The following is a 19,861-nucleotide window of genomic DNA, read 5'->3' as shown; positions in this document are numbered from 1 at the left end:
GCGTGCAACGCCAGCCCGAACGAATTCGCAAGTATTTCGAGCACGGCCCTGTTCGCTATGCAGCTTGATACAAGTTCACAGGGGCCGGATCAATAATGGCTTGCGCCTTCCCCCGGTGACGAGCGGCCCATGGGCGACGTGTCCGACCATCAAGGCCGGCGCACCATTCAATGCGCCGCGGCAGGTGCGGCAGGCGCGGCCGGTGGTGCCGATGCGGCCGGTGCGACCCACGCGACGCACAGATGCTTCTGCCTTTGTTTTGCGTTCCGATGAAAGGAGAACAGGACGTCCTCGGTGGCGTCGATCTTCAGCGTGGGCCACTGCGCGAGCACCGAGCCGAAATCGGCGTCGTCGCAGCGCACCTCGGGCGTGCCGACGAGCAGTGCGCCGTCGCGCCGCACGCTCGCCTCGTCGATACCGCGCGTGTAGATGTTGGGCCGCGTCGCGCTCGACCATGCGGCGAGCAGTTGCGGATTGCCCGGCACGTAGAACGTCAGCCAGTGCGAGACCGGATGGCCGCCGACATAGCGCAGCGGGGCGCCGTACCGGTCGTGCCAGCGCTGTTCGAGCACAACGCCGAGCGTCTTCAGGCCCGAGAATTTCTGCCCGGCGTTCTTGACGTTCGCGCACAGGAAGAATGCATAGACCACGAGGACCACCGCGGCAGCGCCTGCGAAGCCCGCGATGGCGCGACGCACGCAGAGGTCTCTTCCGGGGCCGGCGCCGGCAAGGCAAGCGACCAGCAGCGCGGGCGCCGGCACGACGAACGGTTGCAACCATTCGGTCACGCGCCCGCCGTCGAACACCGTGAAATACGCCAGGATCGGCACGAGCGGCAGAAGAAGCACCTGGGCGAGCAGACGCAACGGCGCCTGCGCTTCGGCCGAAGGTGGCCAGCGCAGCCGGGCGCCGCACAACAGCGCCACGATGGCGAGCACGGCCACCGGATAGAACGCGCAGGCCGCGGCTTTCACACCACGCGGGTTCAACCGCTCGCGGATCTGATCGCCGACCCAGCGGAATGCCGCGAAGTCGTGATGCGCGAGCCACCAGAGGTTGGGCAGCACCAGCAGCAGGAAGATCGCCACCGCGAGCGCGAACCACGGCGTTCGGCAGCGCCGACGCAACGCCGGCGAGACGAGCGCGAGCACGCACGCCATGCCGATGATCGCGAACGTCGAATATTTGGTCATGGCGGCCAGACCAGCCACGGCGCCGAACAGCGGCCACGCGGCTGGCGTGTCGAAGACGGCGCGCACGAGCAGGTACAGCATCCACGGCCAGAGCATGACCAGCAGATAGTTGTCGTTGTACGGCAGGATGTCGATGTTGAGCACGCCAGACACATTGAGGCTCAGCATGGCGAGCCACGCCAGATCGCGCCGGTGCGTGAGGCGCAGCGCGAGCTGCCAGACGCCAAGCAGGCCGATCGCCACACCGGCGAAGTGCGATGCATACCAGTAGACGCCCTGCGCCGGGCCGCGCAGCCCGATGGCCGGCCAGAATGCGAGGCCCGTCAGCCATGGGTTCTTGGGCGTGCCCCACTCGGCGTTGCGGGCCCAGTTGAGCGCTTCGACGGCGTCGTATGGCACGGTGGGGTCGAGCGCGCCGCTCACGAGCGTCCAGATCAGGCCGAAGAACGCGACGTAGATCAGTGGCGCACGGTACTGCACCCACAGGCGCTCCCACGCGTGTGCGCCCAGGCCGGCGCGGGGCGCCTTGCCGAAGGGCAGCGGGACGGAATCGGTGCCGGCCTCGGCGGACCGGACCGGGGAAATGGGCAACGCCATGACTTTCAGCTATCGCAGTGCTCGCGGGTGATGGAGGGCTGACGCCGGGCACAGGGCCTTCTCTCAGAACCGCTGCATGGTAGCCATGCCATATGGCTTGCCGTGTCGCGTTGTATGCCGTTTTTGTCGAGTTTTGTGATCGCGGCAAACCGTGGACGTCGCCGCTCGGGCGTCGAGCGCGTCGCGCGAGGCCGCCCGGCGGGGCGTTACGGCCGGATGCGGCTTCCGTTGGCGGCCGGTTCGGCGCATTCGCCGCATTGGCCTGAAAACAAAACGTCACAAAGCGGGCGGTCAATTGACAGACGAGACGAGACGAGACGAGACGAGGGCGGCGGGCGGGCTCGCGAGCCTGGCGGGTCACGCCGCCGCGGCGCCAAGGCGCCGGCTCAGTGCGCTGAGCAGCGTGTTGCCCGCGAGCGCGAACAGCATGAGGAACAGCGCGACCGCCATGATCGTGTCGATGTTGCCGAGGTTCATCGCGTTGGACAGTTGGTGGCCCAGGCCCTTCTGCGACGCGAACATCTCGCCGATCAACACGCCGAGCAGCGTGAGCGAGAAACCCAGCCGCACGCCGGAGAGCACCTCGGGCAGGACGGCCGGCAGCACGACCCGCAGGGCGATCTGGCGCCGCGACAGATGCATCGCGTGCGCCGCGCGGAAGTAGACGGGCTTGATCTGCCGGATGCCGTTCATCGTGAAGATTAGAATCGGGATCAAGCCGTGCATGACGCCGAACGCCACCTTTGCGGCCACGCCCAGGCCGAAGATCAGCAGCACCAGCGGGTACAACGTGACCTTCGGCAGAGAGTACAGATTGACGAGGATCGGCTCGGCCACGTTCGCCGCCAGGCGATTTGCGCCGAGCACCTGCCCGAGCGCAACACCGCCTGCGATGGCGATCACCAGCGAGAAGGCGAGTGCTTCGCCGGTCTGCGCGGCGTCTGCCCAGAACGACGCCGTGCCCATCATCGCCCAAAGTTCCCGCGCGGTCGCGGCGGGCGAGCCGAGGGCCGCGCCATTGAGCCAGTGGACCGTCTGCCACAGGCCGATCAGCACGAACACGACGGCGAGCGTGCCAAGCGGGTTAGGTTTCCTGAAGTCCATATGCAGCGGCCGGTTCAGCGACGACTGCGCGCTTGGAAGCGCGCGTCGATGTGGTTGAGTATGCCGTTGACCACGGTCACCGCGACGAGCACGGTGAGCATGAGCGCATACATGTCGGCGTTCTCGAAGTTGTTGTAGGCGTAGCTGATCGCGTAGCCAATGCCGGAGCCGGAGAGGATGAACTCCGAGGCGATCACGCCGATGAACGCATGCGACACCGCGAGCCGCACGCCACTGAACAGGTGCGGCAAGGTTGCCGGCAGTTTGACGTGCCATACCGCCTGCCAACGCGTGAGCCGCATGACGCGGGCCGTCTTCGAATACGAGCGCGGGATGCGGTCGAGACCGGTCATCGTCGCTGTCATCATCGACACGACCGCGAGCAGCGTGGCAATCGCGATGATCGGCAGCGCGCCGACGCCGAACAGCACGATGAACACCGGATAGAACGCGAACGTCGGCACCGCGTAGTAGCTCGCGATCAGTGGTTCCAGCGCGCGGCGCACGCCCGGCAGCGCATGGATGACGAGGCCGGCGGCAAAGCCGAAGACCACTGCGCAGATCGACGCGATGGCGACGCTTGCGAAGCTCGTCGCGATGTCGCGGGTGAAGCGCCCCTCGCGGAGCAGTTCGGCCGCGTGCAGCGCCATCGCGCTCGGCGCGATCATGACGTCGGCCGGAATCGCGCCGGTGCGGCACAGCCACTCCACGAGCAGCACGAGACCTGCGACGACGGTCGTGCGAATGAGGCGTTCGGGGCGCATCATGGCAATCGCATCATGAGCTCACTGGCGGCGCAGGCCGGCGCCTGGCGCACCGTTTGCGCCAGCGGGGCGTTCGCCGCTCTCCATCGCCTTGAGCGATTCGGCGCGCAGCGTGTCCCACAGGCGTGCGGTGATTTCGCCGAACCTCGGGGCGGCCACGATGCGGCTGTCGCGATTGCGCTCCCAGCCCGTTTCGATCACGTCGATGAAGCGCCCCGGCCGTGACGACATCACGCCCACGCGATCCGAGAGGACGGCCGCCTCGTCGAGCGCATGGGTGATCAGCAGTACGGTCGCCGACGTCTCGCGCCACAGGCGCAACAGTTCGTCGCCCATGAGCATGCGCGTTTGCTGATCGAGTGCGCCGAACGGCTCGTCGAGCAGGATGAGGCGAGGCGCGATGACGAGCGTGCGCGCAATGCACATGCGCTGACGCATGCCGCCCGAGAGCTGCGCCGGGCGTGCGTTGGCGAACTCGCGCAAGCCCATGAAGCCGAGCGCGTAGGCCACGCGGCGCTCGATCTCCGCGCTGTCCACGCCCGCCATGCGAAGGCCGAAGCCGATGTTCTCGCGCACGGTGAGCCACGGGAACGAGGCGTCTTCCTGGAACACCACGCCGACGCCTTCGGGCACGCCCGTGACCGGTCGTCCCTCGAACTGGACAAGGCCGTCGCTCGGCGCAGCAAGCCCCGCGATGAGTTCGAGCAACGTCGATTTTCCGCAGCCGGACGGGCCGACCACGGAGAAGAACTCGCCCTTGCGCAATGTGAGGTCGACCGGGCCGAGCGCCTGCATCCGCGTTTTTCGCGATGTCTTCGGATCGGGCGCCCTGTAGTCTTTCGTCACGCCCGCGAGCACGACGTGCGGCCCGTGGCTGGCGTGCGGCGCACCGGCCTCGTCGACCAGATGCAGGCGCGAGCCGGGAGACGGTGGCGTCATAGCTGGCCCTTTGCCCGCACGTCGGCCGGCAGGAAGCGCGAATCGACCAGCTTCGCCCAATCCACGTCTTCCTTGATCTCGCCGATGAGCTTGAGTCCGCTGGCAACGCGCCCGAGCTCGGCGCGATCGAACTGGCCCTGGCTCCACATGTGCGACTTGACCATGTTGTCCACGGCTTCCCTGGCGACTTCGGGGGAAAGCTTGAACTGCGCGGCGAGCAGCTTCGCGGCGCCGGCCGGGTCGGCGTAGGTGGCGTCCACGCCGGCGCGGCGTCCGGCGATGATGGCGCGCAGCGTGTCGGGGTGCGATTGCGCGAAAGCGCGCGTCGTGATGCCGACCGAAGTCGTCATCGGCTTGAGCACGTCGCCGGCGCGATAGAGCGTGCGGTATTGCGACTTGCGCACGATCGAGAGTGGTTCGATGGCGACCGCGCCGGCGACTGCGCCCTGTTCGAGCATCGTCATGCCGTTCACGTAGCCGCCCGAGGCGACGCGCGTGACCTTCGCGGCGTCGATGCCCTTTTCGCGCAGCACCATCAGGAAGAGCATTTCGGACACGCTCTTGGGCGACGTAATGGCGACCTTCTTGCCGACGAGATCGGCGAGCGTCTTCACGGGGCTGTCCGGCAGGGTGATCATCGACGCTTCGGCGACGCTGCGCGTGCCGACGTTCACGATCACGATGTCCAGCCCCTGGCGGGCGGCGGCCAGCGCGGCCGCGACGGCGACTTCGCCGTATGGTGTCTTGCTCGCGAGAATGTTGCGCACCGTGGTGCCGCCGCCGCCCGAGCTGAGAATGCCGGTGATGTCCACGCCCGCCTTGCGGAACAGCCCGCGCTCCATGGCCACGGCGTAGGGCAGGCCGTACAGGCTGCTGCCCCACTGCGTAACGGAAATCTCTTCGGCGCGGGCCATGCGCGGGGCCGGCAGCGCGAGCGCAGCGGCCAGTGCGAGCAGGGACAGGGACGCGAGGCGGGCGAAGCGGCCAGGGCGAATCATGCGAATGATGCAATTGATGCGAGTGATGGAAGCGATGCCAGCAAAGCCGGCGATTGAGTACAACGGTTTCATCAGCAACTCCGGGTCAAGCCGACCGGCACACGACCTTGCGCCGGGAAAATCGAAGGCGGGTGCGTCATGGGTCATGCGTCATGCGTCTTGTGTTTTTGTCGTGTGCCGTGTGTCGTGAAGCGCGGGCACCGGCCCGCCGCCATCGAAAGGGGGCTGCCGCCGCGCGCGAGGCCACATGATGAAGCATTTTGGATTTTCTCGTCTGACTGGACGGTTGAGCGGGATGACGTTCGCGGGTTTCATGCATTGGCGATTCAGTCACCTGCGGCTCGGCGCCTTGCCTAGCCGACGCTCCGCTCCCGTAACGAACAGGCGGACATGATCGTCGAACGCCTGATCCGGATCTTGCGCGTCGAACGCCGACCAGCCGGCGCGCAGCAGCGGGTAGGCCTTTGCATCGACGTCCTCGCCCCGTGCGGCATTCGCGGGCGCGGCGGTCGGGGCCTGCTCTTCGAGCACCCAGCCCACGACGAAGCGGCTTATCGCGATCATCAGGCCGATCGCCTGATCCGGCGTGAAGCCGGCCTCGCACAACACGCGCGTCTTGGCCTCGATGTTCCCGAGCTGCGCGGGGCGCGGCCGCGTCCCCGCGTGCAGCCGTGCGCCGTCGCGATACGCGAGCAGGGCGCGCCGGAAACTGTGCGCGTTTGCCACGAGCCAGTCCTGCCAGCGCTCGCCGGGGCCGGGCGGCGTCTGCACGTGCCGCTCCAGCATGATGGCCTCGGCCATCGCTTCGAGAAGCTCCGCTTTATTCTTGAAGTGCCAGTACAGCGTGGGTGACTGCACGCCCAAACGCTCGGCCAGCCGGCGCGTGCTCAAGGCGTCGATGCCCGCTTCGTTGAGAAGCGCCAGCGCCGCTTGCATGACCGCGTCGCGACTCAGTCTGGGTGGGGTAGCGTCTTTCAAGGCTTTATCGCTGATAGGGAATGTGGAATAATACCTCTCCCTATCGCTGATAGGGAAGCCAATGCCATCTGCGACATCGAATGACGAAACCCTTATATGTTCTGCTGGCCATCCTGTTGATCGATGCGGCCGGCATCGGGCTCATCATGCCCATCCTGCCGAGCCTGTTGAGAGAGGTGAGCGGCGGCGCGCTCAGCAGCTTTCACTACGGAGCGCTGGTGGCCGTGTACGCGCTCATGCAGTTTCTGTGCGCGCCGGTGCTCGGCGCGCTGAGCGACCGCTTCGGGCGACGCCCGGTGTTGCTCGTCTCGCTGGCCGGCGCGGCGGGCGACTATCTGATGCTGGCGTTCGCGCCGGATCTCGGCTGGCTTTACGTGGGCCGGATGCTCGCCGGCGTCACGGGGGCCAACATGGCGGTGGCGTCGGCCTACCTCACGGACATCACGCCCGATGGCCAACGCGCCGCGCGTTTCGGACAGATGGGCGCGGCCGCCGGCATCGGTTTCATTGCCGGGCCGGTGATCGGCGGCGTTCTCGGGGACATGTGGCTGCGCGCGCCATTCCTGCTGGCGGCGGCGCTCAACGGTCTGAATCTGCTGATGGCGGGGCTCGTCCTTCCTGAATCGCGCAAGCCAGCCGCCGAGCGTTCCGCCAGGGTGAATCTCAATGCCTTTTCGGCGCTGCGCAGGCTCGGAGGCGAGCCGGCGGTGTTGCCCCTTGCCGGCATCTTCGGTGTGGTGGCGCTGGTGTCGCAATGGCCGGCGACCCTGTGGATTCTGTACGGGCAGGACCGCTTTGGCTGGAGCAACGGGATCGCGGGACTGTCGCTGGCCGGCTATGGCGTTTGCCATTCGCTGGCACAGGCGCTCATCATCGCCCCGCTGGTCGCCCGCATGGGGGAAGTCCGCGCGCTCGTCTTCGCGGTGATCTGCGATGCGCTTGGATTGGCGCTGCTCTGCATAGCGAGTGCCGGCTGGGCGCCGTTCGCCCTATTGCCCCTGTTCGCGTTCGGCGGCATTGCGATGCCGGCGCTTCAGGCGATGCTCACGCGTGAGGTCGACGAGTCTCGCCAGGGCGAACTACAGGGCACGCTGGCGAGCGTGACGAATTTGCTCGGGGTGGCAGGGCCGCTGATCGTCACCGGCGTGTATGCCGCCAGTCGCGAGATTCACCCGGGGATCGTGTGGGCGGTGGGCGCGGCGGCGTACCTGCTGGTGCCGCCGCTGTTGCTCGGCTATCGCAAGGCCGGCGCTCGCGCGCGGCTTCGCGAGGCCCGATAGCGCATGGCGGGCGCCGCGCGGCACGGCACGGCACGACACGAACACGACAGGGCACGGCTGGCGTCCGTGGCAGCCCTGTGGCCTGCCGCTACGGAGTCGTCAGCCCCAGGGCGAGCGGAGAATGATGCTGCACACGTCGATTCGGGCGAAGGCCGGGTCCTTGTGTGCGAGGAAATCGTCGTTGAACGTGCCGAACGTCGTCGCGGGGCGGTGCTTCATGCCTTCATAGAACGCGTCGATCATCTCGCTGGCGAAATTGTCGCCGCGCGGGTAGGCGCCGACCACGGCGGCCCGCTGGGCGTCGGTGAACTGTTCGAAGCCGCGCCCCGCCACGTCCATGCCGGCGCCGGCATGGACCAGGGCGATCTCGGCGTGCATGTGCTCCGGAATGCCCGGCGTCGTATGCAGCGCCACGGCGGTCCAGACCTTATGCACATCCGCCTCCGGGACCCGGTGACTGCGCAGGAAATCGCGAGCGGCGTTTGCGCCATCCACTTCAAAGCGCAACTGGCTGTCGTGATAGTGCGGGGTCAGGCCAATGTCATGGAACATGGACGCAACATAAAGCAGCTCCGGGTCGAAGGCCAGACGCCTTTGCCGGCCGAGCATGGCGCCCCACAGGTACACGCGGGTGGAGTGTCTGAACAGCAACTCGCTGTGCGTGTCGCGAACGAGCTCGGTGACCTCGCGCGTCAGTTGGCTGTCGGGGATCATGTCGTCGATCGGTCCGTTCGTCTGCATTTCTCGTCTCTCGGGCTTTCGGAATGGCGCGACCGCGGTCGATTGACTGGGTCACGGGACAAAGCTACGCTTCTCACGGACCATAGAACAGTCCCAAGATCGAACAATCCGAATGCACCATGGACGCTAAGACGCCCCTGTCCATTGGCCTCGATCGCTCCAGAGGCATGTCGCTGTCCGCGCAGATCTATGGCTCCATCCGCGATGCGATCGAGTCCGGGCAGCTCGCCGCCGGCGCGCGGCTGCCCTCGTGGTCGGATCTGGCCGCACAGCTCGGCGTTTCCCGAGGCACCGTGCGCTCGGCATACGAGCGCCTGACCGACGAACAGTACGTGCGCGGTCTGGGAGCGGCGGGCACTCGCGTTGCCGAGCGTCCGGCGCCGACGGTCATATCGCGCTGGTCGCCGGAGGCGCCGCCGCTTCCCCGTCTGTTCCACGAGTTCGGCGCGGCGCCGCTGGCCTTCCAGATGGGCGTGCCGTCGCAGGACGCCTTTCCGTTCAAGCTGTGGGCGCGCATCCAGGCGCGCTCGGCCCGGCGTGCGGCGGCCGCCCCCGTGGGTTACCCCGATCCACGCGGTGACCCGGATTTGCGCCGCGAGATTGCGGCGTATCTCGGCGTCGCGCGCGGACTCCGGTGTACCCCGTCACAGGTCTTCGTTACCGCGGGTTTCTCCGGCGCGCTCAATCTCGCGATTCGCGGGCTTCGCCTGGAGGGCGGACGAGCCTGGATGGAAGACCCGGGCTTTCCGCTCACGCGCACCGCGCTCGAACTGGCGGGGCTGGACGTGATGCCCGTGCCTGTGGACGCCGAGGGGCTCGATGTCGGGGCGGGCATTCGCGAAGCGGGCAGAGCGGGGGACGCAAGGCAAGGCGAGGCATGGCGCGCAGCGGACGTGGCGGTGGTGACGCCGGGCCAGCAGGCGCCGCTCGGCATGACGATGTCGCTGGCAAGGCGAATGGCGCTGCTCGACTGGGCGCGGCAGAGCAACGCGTGGATCATCGAGGACGACTACCTCGGCGAGTTGCAGTTGAAGGGGCGCGCGGCGCCGGCGCTCGCCTCGATCGACCAGGCCGGCCGCGTGATGCACATCGGCAGCTTCAGCAAGACAATCAGTCCGGCGCTGCGGCTGGGCTTTCTCGTCGTTCCTGCCGACCTCGCGCACCGCTTCGGCGACGTTGCCGCGTGCCTCTCGCCCGCGCCGGCGGCCTCAGCGCAGCATGCCGTAACGGAGTTCATGCACGACGGGCACTATCTGCGCCATCTGCGCCGGATGAAACGCCTCTACGCCGCGCGGCGCGAGGCACTCGTTCGCTGCCTGCATGAACTCGACTCCGATGCGATCCGGGTGCTGGCGACGGCCGGTACGGCCGTGGTGGCTTCGCTTCCGGAGTCGCTGTCGGACGTCGATATCGCATCACGGGCGCAGCGCCTCGGGCTGTGTCCGGTTCCCCTCTCGCCCTGGTTCATGAGCGCGCCCCGGCAACAGGGGCTGCTGCTAGGTGTGACGAATCTGAACGAGCGCACGCTTCGCGCAGACTGCCAACGGCTGCTCGACCTCGTTCGCGGGGAGTGAGCGGCCGGGCTCGCGCCCGGGCGCCGCGGGCGATTCTTGGTGCATCGAAAATGTTCATTCCTGGTGCTTTTGCGTGCTGCCTTCCCGCATGAGAATGCAGGGACACGATAATCTCATCGCACCAGGAGCTATTTCATGAGCAAGCGTCTCGACTACAACCGGATTGCGCCCGCCGGCGTGAAGGCGTTGGGTGGCGTTTATGGGTATGTCGCGCAGAGCGGCCTGTCGCCCGTTCTCGTCGACCTGGTCTATCTTCGCGTGTCGCAGATCAACAATTGCGCCTATTGCCTCGACATGCACACGCGCGACCTGCTGAAGAGGGGCGTGAAAGTGGAAAAACTGGCGCTCCTGCAGGCCTGGCGGGAGGCTGGCGAACTGTTCGACGAGCGTGAGCGCGCTGCGCTCGCCTGGGCCGAGTCGGTCACGCTCGTCGCCGCCACTGGCGTGCCGGACGAGGCGTATGAAGCCGTGCGCACGGTGTTCGACGAACGCGAGGTCGTGGATCTCACGATCGCGATCGGATTGATGAACACCTATAACCGCATGGCGATCAGCTTCCGCAATACGCCTGGGGCGGTACTCGAGCCGTAAGACTCGACGGGCGGCGCTTCGACGGTGTTGCGTTGGGGCTTCGTTACGCGTTTTGCACGATGTCGCTCGGGGCGGGCGACGCCTGAGCGCGTACCTCTGGCACCCGCCTACTCGGGCGTATCGACGGCCGCGGCGGGCTCGGGCCGCACGCGCTTCGCTCGTGTCGCGATCCAGCACAGAACCGAGCCGCCGCACACCATCGCCGCGCCTTGCCAGAACGGGTAGGACAGCGGCGCGTGCAACAGAATGGCCGACAGCGCGGCGGAGAAGACGGGAATGAAATAGGACGCGCCCGCGAGCAGCGTCACGCTGCCGCCGAGGATGCCGACATTCCACGCTGCGTAGCCGAAGCCCATTGCGCCGGCCGCGAGCAGCAGGAAGACGACGCCGGAAGCGCTCCAGCGCATGTCGCCGCCGTTGCCCGTGAGCGCGAGCTTGAGCCACAACGCGGCGGCCACGAGCATAAAGAAAAACGTCACGCCGTTCTTGCCACGGGCGTGACGCGCCGTCACCGTGCAATATGCCGCCCAGATCAGCGCGCCCGCGAAGGCAAGGCCGTAGCTCAGCGGGTTGTCGAGCACGTTCGCGGCCATGCCGGCGAGATCGAACCCTCGCTCGCCGCCCAACACCCGGCAGATGCCGAGCATGGAAAGCAGGAAGCCGGGCACCACCCAGAGGTTGGCGCGCTGCTTGTTGAAGACGATCGCCGCGACCAGGGTAAAGGTCGGCCAGAGGTAATTCACCATGCCGACTTCGATGGCCTGCCGGGCGGTGTTCGCGTAGCCGATGGAGAGCGACAGGCAAATCTCGTAGGCGACGAACAACGCACTGCCGAGGTAAAGATATCGTTTCGGAAAAGTCGCAAGGCGCGGGAAACCGACGGAGAAGAGCAGGAACACCGACGCCACGGTATACATGAGCGCCGCACCGCCGGTCGCGCCGAAACTCTCGCTTACGCCGCGAATCAGTCCGACGATCGAACTCCACAGCACCACGGCCACCAGTCCGATGAGCGTTGCGCGGTTCCTGTGCCTGCTATCCATACTTCACTGCCTGTTTGCGGTTCGGGAAGGTCTGCAAGGCCCTGTGCCATCGTGAGCGGGTGACGCCCGGGACCGACGGTCGCGACCGAGCTGCGCCGCCTTGCGTTGCCTTGCATCTGGGGCATGGGCCTCGAGGGCCGGCGCGAAGGGGCGTATTTTACCGGCCGGCGACCGTGTGGCAGATGCGCGTCCTGGCGCCATGGCGATGGACGGCTATCCGCGCGCCTGCGGCGGGTAGGCCGCTTGACAGAGGTCGAGCACCTGCGCACGAAGCCATGCCTGCGCGGGGTCCTTGTCCAGTCTCGGGTGCCAGATGGCCGACACCTGAAACTCGGGCACGGGCACCGGCAGGGCGAAGGTTCCAAGTCCGTTGATCTCGGCGTAGTCGGGCGTGAAGGGATTGCCGAGGCACGAATGCGGAATGACTGCGAGCAGGTCCGTATGCCGGACGATTCGCATGGCATTGGTATAGGCCGGCACGACGACCGGCACCGCTCGCCTCAGCCCTTGCGCTTCCAATGCGGTATCGAGCGGCGTGGTCGTGCGTCCGGTGCGAGAGGCGACGACGTGCCCGAATTCCACGTACCGCGCCAACGAAATGTCCGCTCCTCGCGGCACCCCTCGCAGAATCGGATGGTCGCGGCGGCATACGCCGACATAGCGATCCTGAAACAGCCCTCGGGTACGTATTTCGGGCGCCTCGGTCTGGACGGTGCCGATCTCCAGATCGATGGCGCCTTCCCGAAGCGGCCGCGCATCCCAATCCGGTTTGGGGGCAAATCGCAGCTGAACCCGGGGCGCCGCCTGTCGAATTCTCTCGATCAATGCCCACGCCAGCAAATCGATGAAATCCTCGCTGGCCCGAATCGTGAAACGTTGCGCCAGCGTCTCGAGATCGAGCGACTGATCCGGGGGGCGCAACACGCTTTGGACTTCACGGGTCAACAGCGGGACGTGTTGGCTCAGGTGCTCGGCATAGGGCGTGAGCACCAACTCCCGACCGGCCTGCAGCAGCAGTCGGTCGCCGGTGGCATTGCGCAGCCGCGTAAGGGTTCGGCTCATCGCGGACACGCTCAGGCCGAGGCGCCGGGCGGCGCGCGTTACGCTTCGCTCGGCGAGCAGCGCGTCGAGCGCGAGGAGCAGGTTCAGGTCGAGGTCTGGCATCGCTCGATTGTAGACGCAAGTCGTTCGACTATGGCGTCTGATGCAATCGATGATTGATGGTGGAGCGTCTGGTGCAAATGGCAGGCCGTATCTACGATGCATGGGGTAACCATGATCCGGGAGCACACCATGACACCGAACGCGGGCCGCGTGCCCACCATCTTGCTGATCGGCGCTTCGCGCGGGCTGGGCCACGCGATGGCAGAGGAGTTTCTGAGGCGGGGCTGGCACGTCGTCGGCACGGTACGCCGCCACAAGCCCGCGACACCCCTGCATGCGCTGGCCGGGGAATACCCGGGCCGCGTCGAGATCGAGGTGCTCGACATCACGATGTCCGGGCAACTGGAGGCGCTCGCCGGCCGGCTGACGGACCGCGTTTTCGACATCCTGTTCGTCAATGCCGGCACGACCAACCCCGATCCGACACAGACCATCGGTGAAGTCTCGACGTCGGATTTCGTCGAACTGATGGTCACGAACGCCCTGAGTCCGATGCGCGTGATCGAGCGTCTGGCGAAGCATGTGCTGCCGGACGGGCTCATCGGCGTCATGTCCTCCGGGCAGGGCAGCATTGCGAACAACGAGACAGGCCAGAGAGAACTGTATCGGGGCACCAAAGCGGCTTTGAATCAGTTCATGCGCAGCTTCGCGGCGCGCGAGGCCGATACACCGCGCGCCATGGTCGCCATGGCGCCCGGCTGGGTGCGGACCGCGCTGGGCGGCCCGCAGGGGCGGCTGAGCATCGAAGAGAGTATTCCCAACGTGGTCGATGTGCTGCTGGCCAAGCGGGGAAGACCCGGCCTCGAATATCTCGACTATCTCGGACGGACGGTGCCCTGGTGAGGATGGCGTCGAACCGGCATCGCGATTCACAGGGTGAAGCGGTCCCGCGTCTTCGTGTAGAAGCCTCCGCCGAGCCGCCCGACGGGCGCGTAGTCGTCGAGCCGAATCCGGCACGTCTTGCGATCGACCAGCCCGTCGCGGGCATGCAGGCGCAGCACGCGCCCTATGAAAATCTGCCGGCTGTCCGAGCGCAACGTCTCCCACACCGTACATTCGAACGCCACCGGCGCCTCGGCGATGCGCGGCGGCGCAACGTCCGCGCTCGGCGTCGTCGTCAACCCGACCTCCGCCAGCTCGCTCACGTCCGACGGTAGTCGCTCGCCGCAGCGATGCATCTTCAGGGCCATCGCCTCGTCGCACAGGTGTACGACGAAAACACCGTCGCGATCGATATTGACGGCCGTGTCCTTGAGCGCGCCGTCATCATGCCGATTGATGCTCACCATGACGATCGGCGGGTCCTCGCCCAGCATGTTGAACATCGAAAACGGCGCGGCGTTGACGGTGCCGCCGGCGCTCAGCGTCGTGATCAGCGCAATCGGCCGCGGCACGATCAGGCTGCTCATCAGCTTGTAGCGTTCGTAGGGCGTCAATTTTCCGAAGTCGATTTCCACTCGCAGTTCCCATCATGAAAAAACGAGGACAGGCCCGCAGGCCTGTCCATCGATTTCAACCGGACTCGACGTCCTTCATTCGAGCTCCACACCCTTGAGTTCGGGAATGAGGAATATCGTCGCCAGGATATCGATGACGTAGATGCCGGCGAGCGCGGCGATTGCGATCTCGAACGAGTAGTGCGCAGCGATGACGCCGATGGCGAGCGGGCTCAGCCCGCCAACCCCGCGGCCGATGCTCCACAGCACGTTTTGCGCCGTACCCCGCGCATGCGTCGGATACAGCTCGGCCATCAGCGCTCCGTATCCGCCCATCATGCCGTTCACGAACACGCCCATCACAATGCCGCCGATGAGCAGCGCTTCGGGCGTGCTCAGTTGCGAGTACACGAAAACCATCGCCAACGCGCCGATCTGGTAGCCAATGAACGTCGGGCGGCGCCCGATGCGATCGGCCAATTGCCCGAAGATCCAGATCCCGACGAGCATGCCGATGATCGACGCGCCGGTCCACACGGCCGACTTCGCGAGGCTGTAGCCGAACATCTTCGACAGATAGGCCGGCATCCATACGATGAGTCCGTAGTAGCCGAAGTTCTGCACCGAACACAGAATCATCACGCCGATACTGCGCTTGGTCGTGCGTGCGTCGCGGAACAGCGTCTTGATGGGAAACTCGCGCTTTTTGCGCGTCGACTCGAGAAAGAGCTCCGATTCGCCGATGACCTTGCGGATCACGAAGGAACCGAGCGCCGGCACCACGCCCACCACGAACATCCCGCGCCAGCCGATATGCGGCAGCAGCAGCGGCGTAAGCACCGCCGCGAGCAACACGCCCAACTGCCATCCCATGCCGACATACGAGGACACGCGGCCACGCTTTTCGGCCGGCCACGCCTCGATCGCCAGCGCCATGCCGATACCGAATTCGCCGCCCAACCCGAGTCCCGCCAGGAAGCGGTAGACCAGCAAGTCCCAGTAGCCCGTGGCAAACGCGCACAGACCGGTGAAAATCGCGAACACGAGGATCGTGTACGTCAGCACGCGAACGCGGCCGCAGTAGTCGCTGAGAATCCCGAAACCCACGCCGCCGAAGATGCCGCCGATCAGCGTCGCTGTCACCAGTGATCCGCCTTCGGTTGCGCTCAGGCCCAGGTCCGCGCTCACCACGCTCATCATGAAGCCCAGGATGAGGAGGTCGAAGCCGTCCATGGCATAGCCGGACACCGCTGCGATCAGCGCCCGCAGCGGGCCGCTGCCCGGTTGCCCCGCCGCAACCGCAGGTCGGTCTTGAGCCCCTTGTGCCGGACTCAGGCTGTTTGATTCATAGCCGCTCATGAGGTCTCCTTCGTGCTGCCAGCACGAGAAATGGACGTGTCTGTCAGAAGTCTTCCCGGGGCAGCGGCGCACCTGCACCGGTGCGCTCGACGATCAGCCGGTAATGCTCCGGCCGGCGATGCTTCGCGAAGTTGAAGACGTGATTGCGGAACCCTTCAGTTACTGCGAGATTGATCGACGAGAAGATCACTTCGTCTTCTTCCGTCACGGCTTGCGCCACGATCTCGCCCGTCGGCGCCACGATTACCGAACCGCCAATCATGTGATGGCCGTCCTCGCTGCCGCACTTTGCCGCAGCGCCGATGAACATCGCGTTCTGATACGCGCTTGCCTGCAGCGACACCAGATGCGTGAGCATGCGCAAATGCACCGGCTCGTTCCAGTGGATGTTGATCGACGGCGTGTTGTAGCCCACGAGCCCGAGCTCCGCGCTTTGCAGCGACATGACGCGCCACGTTTCCGGCCAGCGGCGGTCGTTGCAAAGGCACATGCCCACGCGCGTGCCGAACGACTCGATCACCGGAATCCCCGAGTCGCCGACTTCGAAGAACTTCTTCTCGAGGTGCTGGAACGGCGCGTCAGTCTTGTGATCGGCATGACCCGGCAAATGAATCTTGCGGTACTTGCCGACGATGTTCCCGTCGGCGCCGACCAGCACGCACGTATTGAAGCGACGGCCTTGCGGCGTGAGCTCGGCATAGCCGAGATAGAAACCCACGCCAAGCTGTTTCGCGGCGTCGAACAGCGGCTGCACGTCGGCGTTGGGCATCGACTTTTCGAAAAAGCGCTCGACGGCCTCCTCCTCGCTCATCCAGTAGCGCGGGAAGAACGTGGTCAGCGCCATTTCCGGAAAGACGACGAGTTTCGCGCCGCGGCCGGCGGCCTCGCGCAACATCTCGACCAGTCGCGAGACCACCGCGCGGCGATCGTGTGCGAGATTCACCGGGCCCATCTGCGCGACGGCCAAACCGAGTTTTCGACTCTTGCTCATATCCACTCTCTTGAATTAACAAACAAAACCGGTAAGTCGGCAGATCAGTAGTTCTTCTGCTTTTCGTTCGTGAGCGCCAGCGTCCGGAAGAACTTCGCGCCTTCCGAGATCTCGCGTTCGACGGTATGCGGCTCGGGCGCGCCGCGTGCGATGAAGCGCCCGCTGCCCGGCGCCGCGTCGAGGCGGCCATCGGCGACGATCACGCGCCCCGCACTGACGACGATCTCCGGCCAGCCCTTGACGGTGCGGCCCTCATACGGCGTGTAGCCGACCTGATCGTGGAGCACGGACGCCGTCAGGGTGACCTCACGCTCGGGGTTCCAGATGGCGATATCGGCATCCGCGCCTTCGGCGATACGGCCCTTGCGCGGGAAGATGCCGTACATCTTTGCGTGATTGGTCGCGCTCAATGCCACGAATTGCTGCAGCGAAATGCGTCCACCACCCACGCCCTCGGAGAACAGCAGCGGCAAACGCGCCTCGAGACCGGGCATGCCGTTGGCCATCTGCTTGAACGTGGTCTTGTCGCCAAAGGGGATCTTTCCGCTTTCGTCGTAGCGATACGGCGCGTGATCGGACGAGAGCGTCTGCAGCGTGCCGTTGGCCAGCCCCTTCCACAGACTTTCCTGCGCCTGCGCGTCGCGCAACGGCGGACTGCAGCAATACTTCGCGCCCTCGGTGCCGGGCAGGTCCATGTCGTCTTCGGTCAGCACGAGGTAGTGCGGGCAGGTTTCTCCGTACACCTGCGCGCCGATCTTCTGCGCGGCCTGAATGGTCGACAGCGCTTCGACGGCCGACACGTGGACGATCATCACCGGCACGTCGAACAGCCGCGAGAGCTGGATCACGCGGTGGGTCGCTTCGGCTTCAGCCAGCGCGACGTGGCTCACACCGTGAAACTTCGGTGCGGTGTAGCCGCGCTCGAGCAGGCGTTGCGACACCCAACGGATGACATCGTTGTTCTCCGCGTGCACCATCACGAGCGCGCGTTCCCGGGCGGCCACCGCGAGCACGTCGAGCAACTGATAGTCGTCGATCTTCAGTTGGTCGTAGGTCATGTAGACCTTGAAGGACGTGATGCCGCTGCGGATCAGCTCAGGCAGATCGGTGTGCAGCGTCTGCGGATCGGTTTCCGAGAGGATGAGGTGATAGCTGTAGTCGATGACGGACTTGCGTCGCGCCAGATCGGCGTAGTCGTCCGCGACCTTGCGTAACGAGTTGCCGCGATGTTGCGCGGCGAAAGGCACGATCATCGTGGTGCCGCCGAAGGCCGCCGAAACGCTCGCGGAATACCAGTCGTCGGCGCCCATCCTGCCCATACCGGATAACTGCTCCACATGGCAGTGCGTGTCGATGCCACCGGGCATTACCAGATGCCCCGTTGCGTCGATGCTTCGTGCGGCTTCGCCGTCCAGGCGTGGCGCGATGGCCGCGATCCTGTCGCCCTTGACGCCGACGTCGGCCCGGCGCGCTTCCGTGTCGTTGACGACGGTGCCGCCGCGAATGATGAGATCAAAGTCGCTCATTGTGAAAACGTCTCGCTCCGGCGTTGGGCTGCCTTCGACTTGTTCCACCAGGAAATGCAAGCCTTCACCAGCAAATGGGTTGTGTCGAAGAGGGGCACGTCCGATGCATCGCCGTGCAGGACCAGCGGCAGTTCTGTGCAGCCCAGGATGACCCCTTGCGCGCCGCGCTCGACAAGATGCGCCGCAGCTTCCCGAAGCCGCGGCGCCGCGCTCGCGAGGTCGCCGGCCTTGACGGCGGCAATGCCCGCGGTGACGAGTTCGACCTGATCGTGAGCCGATGGGACGATGACGTCCACGCCGGCGGCGCACAGCGCGTCCTGATAAATGCGTCCCATGATCGTGGCGGACGTGGCCATCAAGCCCACACGCTTGAATGCCGCGGGATGCGACGTGACGGCCGCGGATGTCGCGTGCCCGATGTGCAGCACTTCGAGCCCGGTGGCCGCAGCCAGGCGCGCGTGCCAGAGATGCGCGGTGTTGCACGGTATGGCGATGGCGCCGGCGCCGGCGGCCTCGAGAATGCGCAGCCCGCAGAGCAGGAAGGGCCACGGGGCGTCGGAGCCGGCGAGGAACGATTCGCTGCGATCGGGAATCTGCGGCACGCTGTGGACGAACACCGGCATGTGGTCCTGATCTCTGGCGGCTGGCGTCGCCTCCACGAGCTTGCGCATGAAGTCCGCCGTGGCGAGCGGCCCCATACCGCCGAGCACGCCGAGGATCGGCGATGATGCGGTCATTGCCCACCTCCTCGCGTGAGCGCCGGCGCGATCACGATAACCGCCGTGCGCGCAACGACGAGCGGCGTCCGCCATGTCCGGGAAGTGGCGTTCATCGCGGCACTCCGGCGAGGACGTTGCACGCCAGCGAGATAGCCGTCGTGCATGGCTCGACGACGGGAACGCCGAGGGCATCTTCGATGCGCGCACGCAGTGCGGCCATGCCCGCGCATCCGAGCACGATGACGTCGGCGCCATCCTGCTCGACGAGCGCGCGGCCGGTGTCGACGATACGGGGTATGGCCAGCGCGTCGTCGCCTGACTCGGCGACCGTCAGATCGACGGCGCGCTCGCCCACGATCTTTTGCGCGATTCCATGCGCGCGATAGGCTCGCCAATGCCGCGCGATGCTGCCGGCGGTAATGGCGACGACGCCGATACGCTCGCCCAGCGCCGTTGCCGCGCCGAGCGCTGCTTGCCCGATGCCGATCACCGGCCGACGGGTCACTTCGCGCGCGGCAGCGAGACCGGGATCGCTGTAGCACGCGAGGACGAAGGCGTCCGCGGCGTCGGCGCCCCGCAGATTCCGCTCGATGGCGTCCACCGCCAGCACCGCGGCGCGCTCGGCGTCGCGTTGGGTGGCGATGCCGGGCGGGGCATCGGCAAGGGTCGCATACGCGAGCCGCACCGGCGCGTTACGAAACTGAACGCTCGCCGTCTCGGCGATGCGCCGTGTTACCCCGGAGAGGGAATTGGGATTGAGAACGAGGATGGTAGGTTGCATGCGCGAGTCCGCTACACGGCGAATGTGACGGATTCACGATAGCAACCGCATGGAGGACGGGTCCAATAGAACGATTTTCGGAC

19 protein-coding genes are annotated in these 19,861 nt (G+C 66.2%); 4 read left to right on the top strand and 15 right to left on the bottom strand.

What is annotated here, in order from left to right; translation table 11 throughout:
• Window positions 1-167: 167 nt before the first annotated feature.
• From CDN36_RS16270 to tetR, 6 genes are all read right to left on the bottom strand, one after another.
• Window positions 168-1,790 (bottom strand): glycosyltransferase family 39 protein, encoded by a 1,623-nt coding sequence (locus tag CDN36_RS16270; RefSeq protein WP_287497275.1) that lies wholly within the window; start codon window positions 1,788-1,790, stop codon window positions 168-170.
• A gap of 357 nt (window positions 1,791-2,147) precedes the next feature.
• The gene (locus tag CDN36_RS16265) at window positions 2,148-2,894 is read right to left on the bottom strand and encodes an ABC transporter permease (RefSeq protein WP_287497274.1); all 747 of its coding nucleotides are present in this window, start codon (window positions 2,892-2,894) and stop codon (window positions 2,148-2,150) included.
• A gap of 14 nt (window positions 2,895-2,908) precedes the next feature.
• Window positions 2,909-3,661 carry an ABC transporter permease gene (locus CDN36_RS16260; RefSeq protein ID WP_206111382.1) on the bottom strand — a complete coding sequence of 251 codons (753 nt, stop codon included), beginning with the start codon at window positions 3,659-3,661 and terminating at the stop codon, window positions 2,909-2,911.
• Window positions 3,662-3,679: 18 nt separating this feature from the next.
• The gene (locus tag CDN36_RS16255) at window positions 3,680-4,597 is read right to left on the bottom strand and encodes an ABC transporter ATP-binding protein (RefSeq protein ID WP_241013988.1); all 918 of its coding nucleotides are present in this window, start codon (window positions 4,595-4,597) and stop codon (window positions 3,680-3,682) included.
• Window positions 4,594-5,667, bottom strand: coding sequence for an ABC transporter substrate-binding protein (locus CDN36_RS16250; protein WP_287497273.1), 1,074 nt, complete (start codon window positions 5,665-5,667; stop codon window positions 4,594-4,596). Before CDN36_RS16250 ends, CDN36_RS16255 begins: the two co-directional genes overlap by 4 nt.
• 258 nt (window positions 5,668-5,925) lie before the next feature.
• Window positions 5,926-6,573 carry a tetracycline resistance transcriptional repressor TetR gene (gene tetR / locus CDN36_RS16245; protein WP_287497272.1) on the bottom strand — a complete coding sequence of 216 codons (648 nt, stop codon included), beginning with the start codon at window positions 6,571-6,573 and terminating at the stop codon, window positions 5,926-5,928.
• A gap of 80 nt (window positions 6,574-6,653) precedes the next feature.
• On the opposite strand from tetR, the gene tet reads away from it, so the two are divergent.
• Entirely contained in the window at window positions 6,654-7,853 is a 1,200-nt protein-coding gene (gene tet, locus CDN36_RS16240) for a Tet(A)/Tet(B)/Tet(C) family tetracycline efflux MFS transporter (RefSeq protein WP_287497271.1), read from the top strand.
• A 99-nt stretch (window positions 7,854-7,952) separates the two neighbouring features.
• On the opposite strand, the gene CDN36_RS16235 is transcribed toward tet, so the two are convergent.
• Window positions 7,953-8,594, bottom strand: a complete 642-nt coding sequence (locus CDN36_RS16235) for an HD domain-containing protein (RefSeq protein ID WP_287497270.1) — start codon at window positions 8,592-8,594, stop codon at window positions 7,953-7,955.
• A 119-nt stretch (window positions 8,595-8,713) separates the two neighbouring features.
• On the opposite strand from CDN36_RS16235, the gene pdxR reads away from it, so the two are divergent.
• Both pdxR and CDN36_RS16225 read left to right on the top strand, forming a co-directional pair.
• Entirely contained in the window at window positions 8,714-10,168 is a 1,455-nt protein-coding gene (gene pdxR, locus CDN36_RS16230; protein WP_287497269.1) for a MocR-like pyridoxine biosynthesis transcription factor PdxR, read from the top strand.
• 135 nt (window positions 10,169-10,303) lie between these two features.
• Window positions 10,304-10,759, top strand: coding sequence for a carboxymuconolactone decarboxylase family protein (locus CDN36_RS16225; protein ID WP_287497268.1), 456 nt, complete (start codon window positions 10,304-10,306; stop codon window positions 10,757-10,759).
• A 107-nt stretch (window positions 10,760-10,866) separates the two neighbouring features.
• On the opposite strand, the gene yddG is transcribed toward CDN36_RS16225, so the two are convergent.
• Window positions 10,867-11,802 carry an aromatic amino acid DMT transporter YddG gene (gene yddG / locus CDN36_RS16220; RefSeq protein WP_287497267.1) on the bottom strand — a complete coding sequence of 312 codons (936 nt, stop codon included), beginning with the start codon at window positions 11,800-11,802 and terminating at the stop codon, window positions 10,867-10,869.
• 213 nt (window positions 11,803-12,015) lie between these two features.
• The gene (locus CDN36_RS16215; RefSeq protein WP_150553679.1) at window positions 12,016-12,966 is read right to left on the bottom strand and encodes a LysR family transcriptional regulator; all 951 of its coding nucleotides are present in this window, start codon (window positions 12,964-12,966) and stop codon (window positions 12,016-12,018) included.
• Between the two features lie 111 nt (window positions 12,967-13,077).
• Here CDN36_RS16215 and CDN36_RS16210 point away from each other — a divergent pair, with 111 nt between their 5' ends.
• Window positions 13,078-13,809 (top strand): SDR family NAD(P)-dependent oxidoreductase, encoded by a 732-nt coding sequence (locus tag CDN36_RS16210; RefSeq protein WP_287497266.1) that lies wholly within the window; start codon window positions 13,078-13,080, stop codon window positions 13,807-13,809.
• A gap of 26 nt (window positions 13,810-13,835) precedes the next feature.
• On the opposite strand, the gene CDN36_RS16205 is transcribed toward CDN36_RS16210, so the two are convergent.
• From CDN36_RS16205 to CDN36_RS16180, 6 genes are all read right to left on the bottom strand, one after another.
• Window positions 13,836-14,423: a flavin reductase family protein gene (locus tag CDN36_RS16205; protein ID WP_287497265.1), complete on the bottom strand. Its 588-nt coding sequence runs from the start codon at window positions 14,421-14,423 to the stop codon at window positions 13,836-13,838.
• A gap of 75 nt (window positions 14,424-14,498) precedes the next feature.
• Window positions 14,499-15,761 (bottom strand): MFS transporter, encoded by a 1,263-nt coding sequence (locus CDN36_RS16200; RefSeq protein ID WP_150553676.1) that lies wholly within the window; start codon window positions 15,759-15,761, stop codon window positions 14,499-14,501.
• 43 nt (window positions 15,762-15,804) lie between these two features.
• Complete coding sequence (locus CDN36_RS16195) at window positions 15,805-16,752, bottom strand: N-carbamoyl-D-amino-acid hydrolase (RefSeq protein WP_150553675.1); 948 nt, start codon at window positions 16,750-16,752, stop codon at window positions 15,805-15,807.
• Between the two features lie 44 nt (window positions 16,753-16,796).
• Window positions 16,797-18,278, bottom strand: coding sequence for a dihydropyrimidinase (gene hydA, locus CDN36_RS16190; protein WP_287497264.1), 1,482 nt, complete (start codon window positions 18,276-18,278; stop codon window positions 16,797-16,799).
• A complete protein-coding gene (cuyB, locus tag CDN36_RS16185) occupies window positions 18,275-19,015 on the bottom strand; it encodes a cysteate racemase (RefSeq protein ID WP_287497263.1) in 741 nt (246 codons plus the stop codon). The genes hydA and cuyB overlap by 4 nt, the downstream gene beginning before the upstream one ends.
• Before the next feature lie 91 nt (window positions 19,016-19,106).
• Window positions 19,107-19,778, bottom strand: a complete 672-nt coding sequence (locus CDN36_RS16180; RefSeq protein WP_150553672.1) for an aspartate/glutamate racemase family protein — start codon at window positions 19,776-19,778, stop codon at window positions 19,107-19,109.
• Between the last annotated feature and the right edge of the window lie 83 nt (window positions 19,779-19,861).

This window comes from Pandoraea sp. CB10b_02 (genome assembly GCF_002216225.1).
Lineage (GTDB): Bacteria > Pseudomonadota > Gammaproteobacteria > Burkholderiales > Burkholderiaceae > Pandoraea > Pandoraea nosoerga.
This window is presented reverse-complemented; position numbering and strand designations above follow the sequence as displayed.

Excerpts from the sequence above, each read along its gene's own strand:
- CDN36_RS16180 (WP_150553672.1), bottom strand. The coding sequence starts at position 19,778 with ATGCAACCTACCATCCTCGTTCTCAATCCCAATTCCCTCTCCGGGGTA.
- CDN36_RS16200 (WP_150553676.1), bottom strand. The coding sequence starts at position 15,761 with ATGAGCGGCTATGAATCAAACAGCCTGAGTCCGGCACAAGGGGCTCAA.
- tet (WP_287497271.1), top strand. The coding sequence starts at position 6,654 with ATGACGAAACCCTTATATGTTCTGCTGGCCATCCTGTTGATCGATGCG.
- pdxR (WP_287497269.1), top strand. The coding sequence starts at position 8,714 with ATGGACGCTAAGACGCCCCTGTCCATTGGCCTCGATCGCTCCAGAGGC.
- CDN36_RS16250 (WP_287497273.1), bottom strand. The coding sequence starts at position 5,667 with ATGAAACCGTTGTACTCAATCGCCGGCTTTGCTGGCATCGCTTCCATC.
- CDN36_RS16260 (WP_206111382.1), bottom strand. The coding sequence starts at position 3,661 with ATGATGCGCCCCGAACGCCTCATTCGCACGACCGTCGTCGCAGGTCTC.
- CDN36_RS16195 (WP_150553675.1), bottom strand. The coding sequence starts at position 16,752 with ATGAGCAAGAGTCGAAAACTCGGTTTGGCCGTCGCGCAGATGGGCCCG.
- CDN36_RS16210 (WP_287497266.1), top strand. The coding sequence starts at position 13,078 with ATGATCCGGGAGCACACCATGACACCGAACGCGGGCCGCGTGCCCACC.
- CDN36_RS16270 (WP_287497275.1), bottom strand. The coding sequence starts at position 1,790 with ATGGCGTTGCCCATTTCCCCGGTCCGGTCCGCCGAGGCCGGCACCGAT.
- CDN36_RS16265 (WP_287497274.1), bottom strand. The coding sequence starts at position 2,894 with ATGGACTTCAGGAAACCTAACCCGCTTGGCACGCTCGCCGTCGTGTTC.
- CDN36_RS16255 (WP_241013988.1), bottom strand. The coding sequence starts at position 4,597 with ATGACGCCACCGTCTCCCGGCTCGCGCCTGCATCTGGTCGACGAGGCC.
- CDN36_RS16225 (WP_287497268.1), top strand. The coding sequence starts at position 10,304 with ATGAGCAAGCGTCTCGACTACAACCGGATTGCGCCCGCCGGCGTGAAG.
- CDN36_RS16235 (WP_287497270.1), bottom strand. The coding sequence starts at position 8,594 with ATGCAGACGAACGGACCGATCGACGACATGATCCCCGACAGCCAACTG.
- cuyB (WP_287497263.1), bottom strand. The coding sequence starts at position 19,015 with ATGACCGCATCATCGCCGATCCTCGGCGTGCTCGGCGGTATGGGGCCG.
- CDN36_RS16215 (WP_150553679.1), bottom strand. The coding sequence starts at position 12,966 with ATGCCAGACCTCGACCTGAACCTGCTCCTCGCGCTCGACGCGCTGCTC.
- hydA (WP_287497264.1), bottom strand. The coding sequence starts at position 18,278 with ATGAGCGACTTTGATCTCATCATTCGCGGCGGCACCGTCGTCAACGAC.
- yddG (WP_287497267.1), bottom strand. The coding sequence starts at position 11,802 with ATGGATAGCAGGCACAGGAACCGCGCAACGCTCATCGGACTGGTGGCC.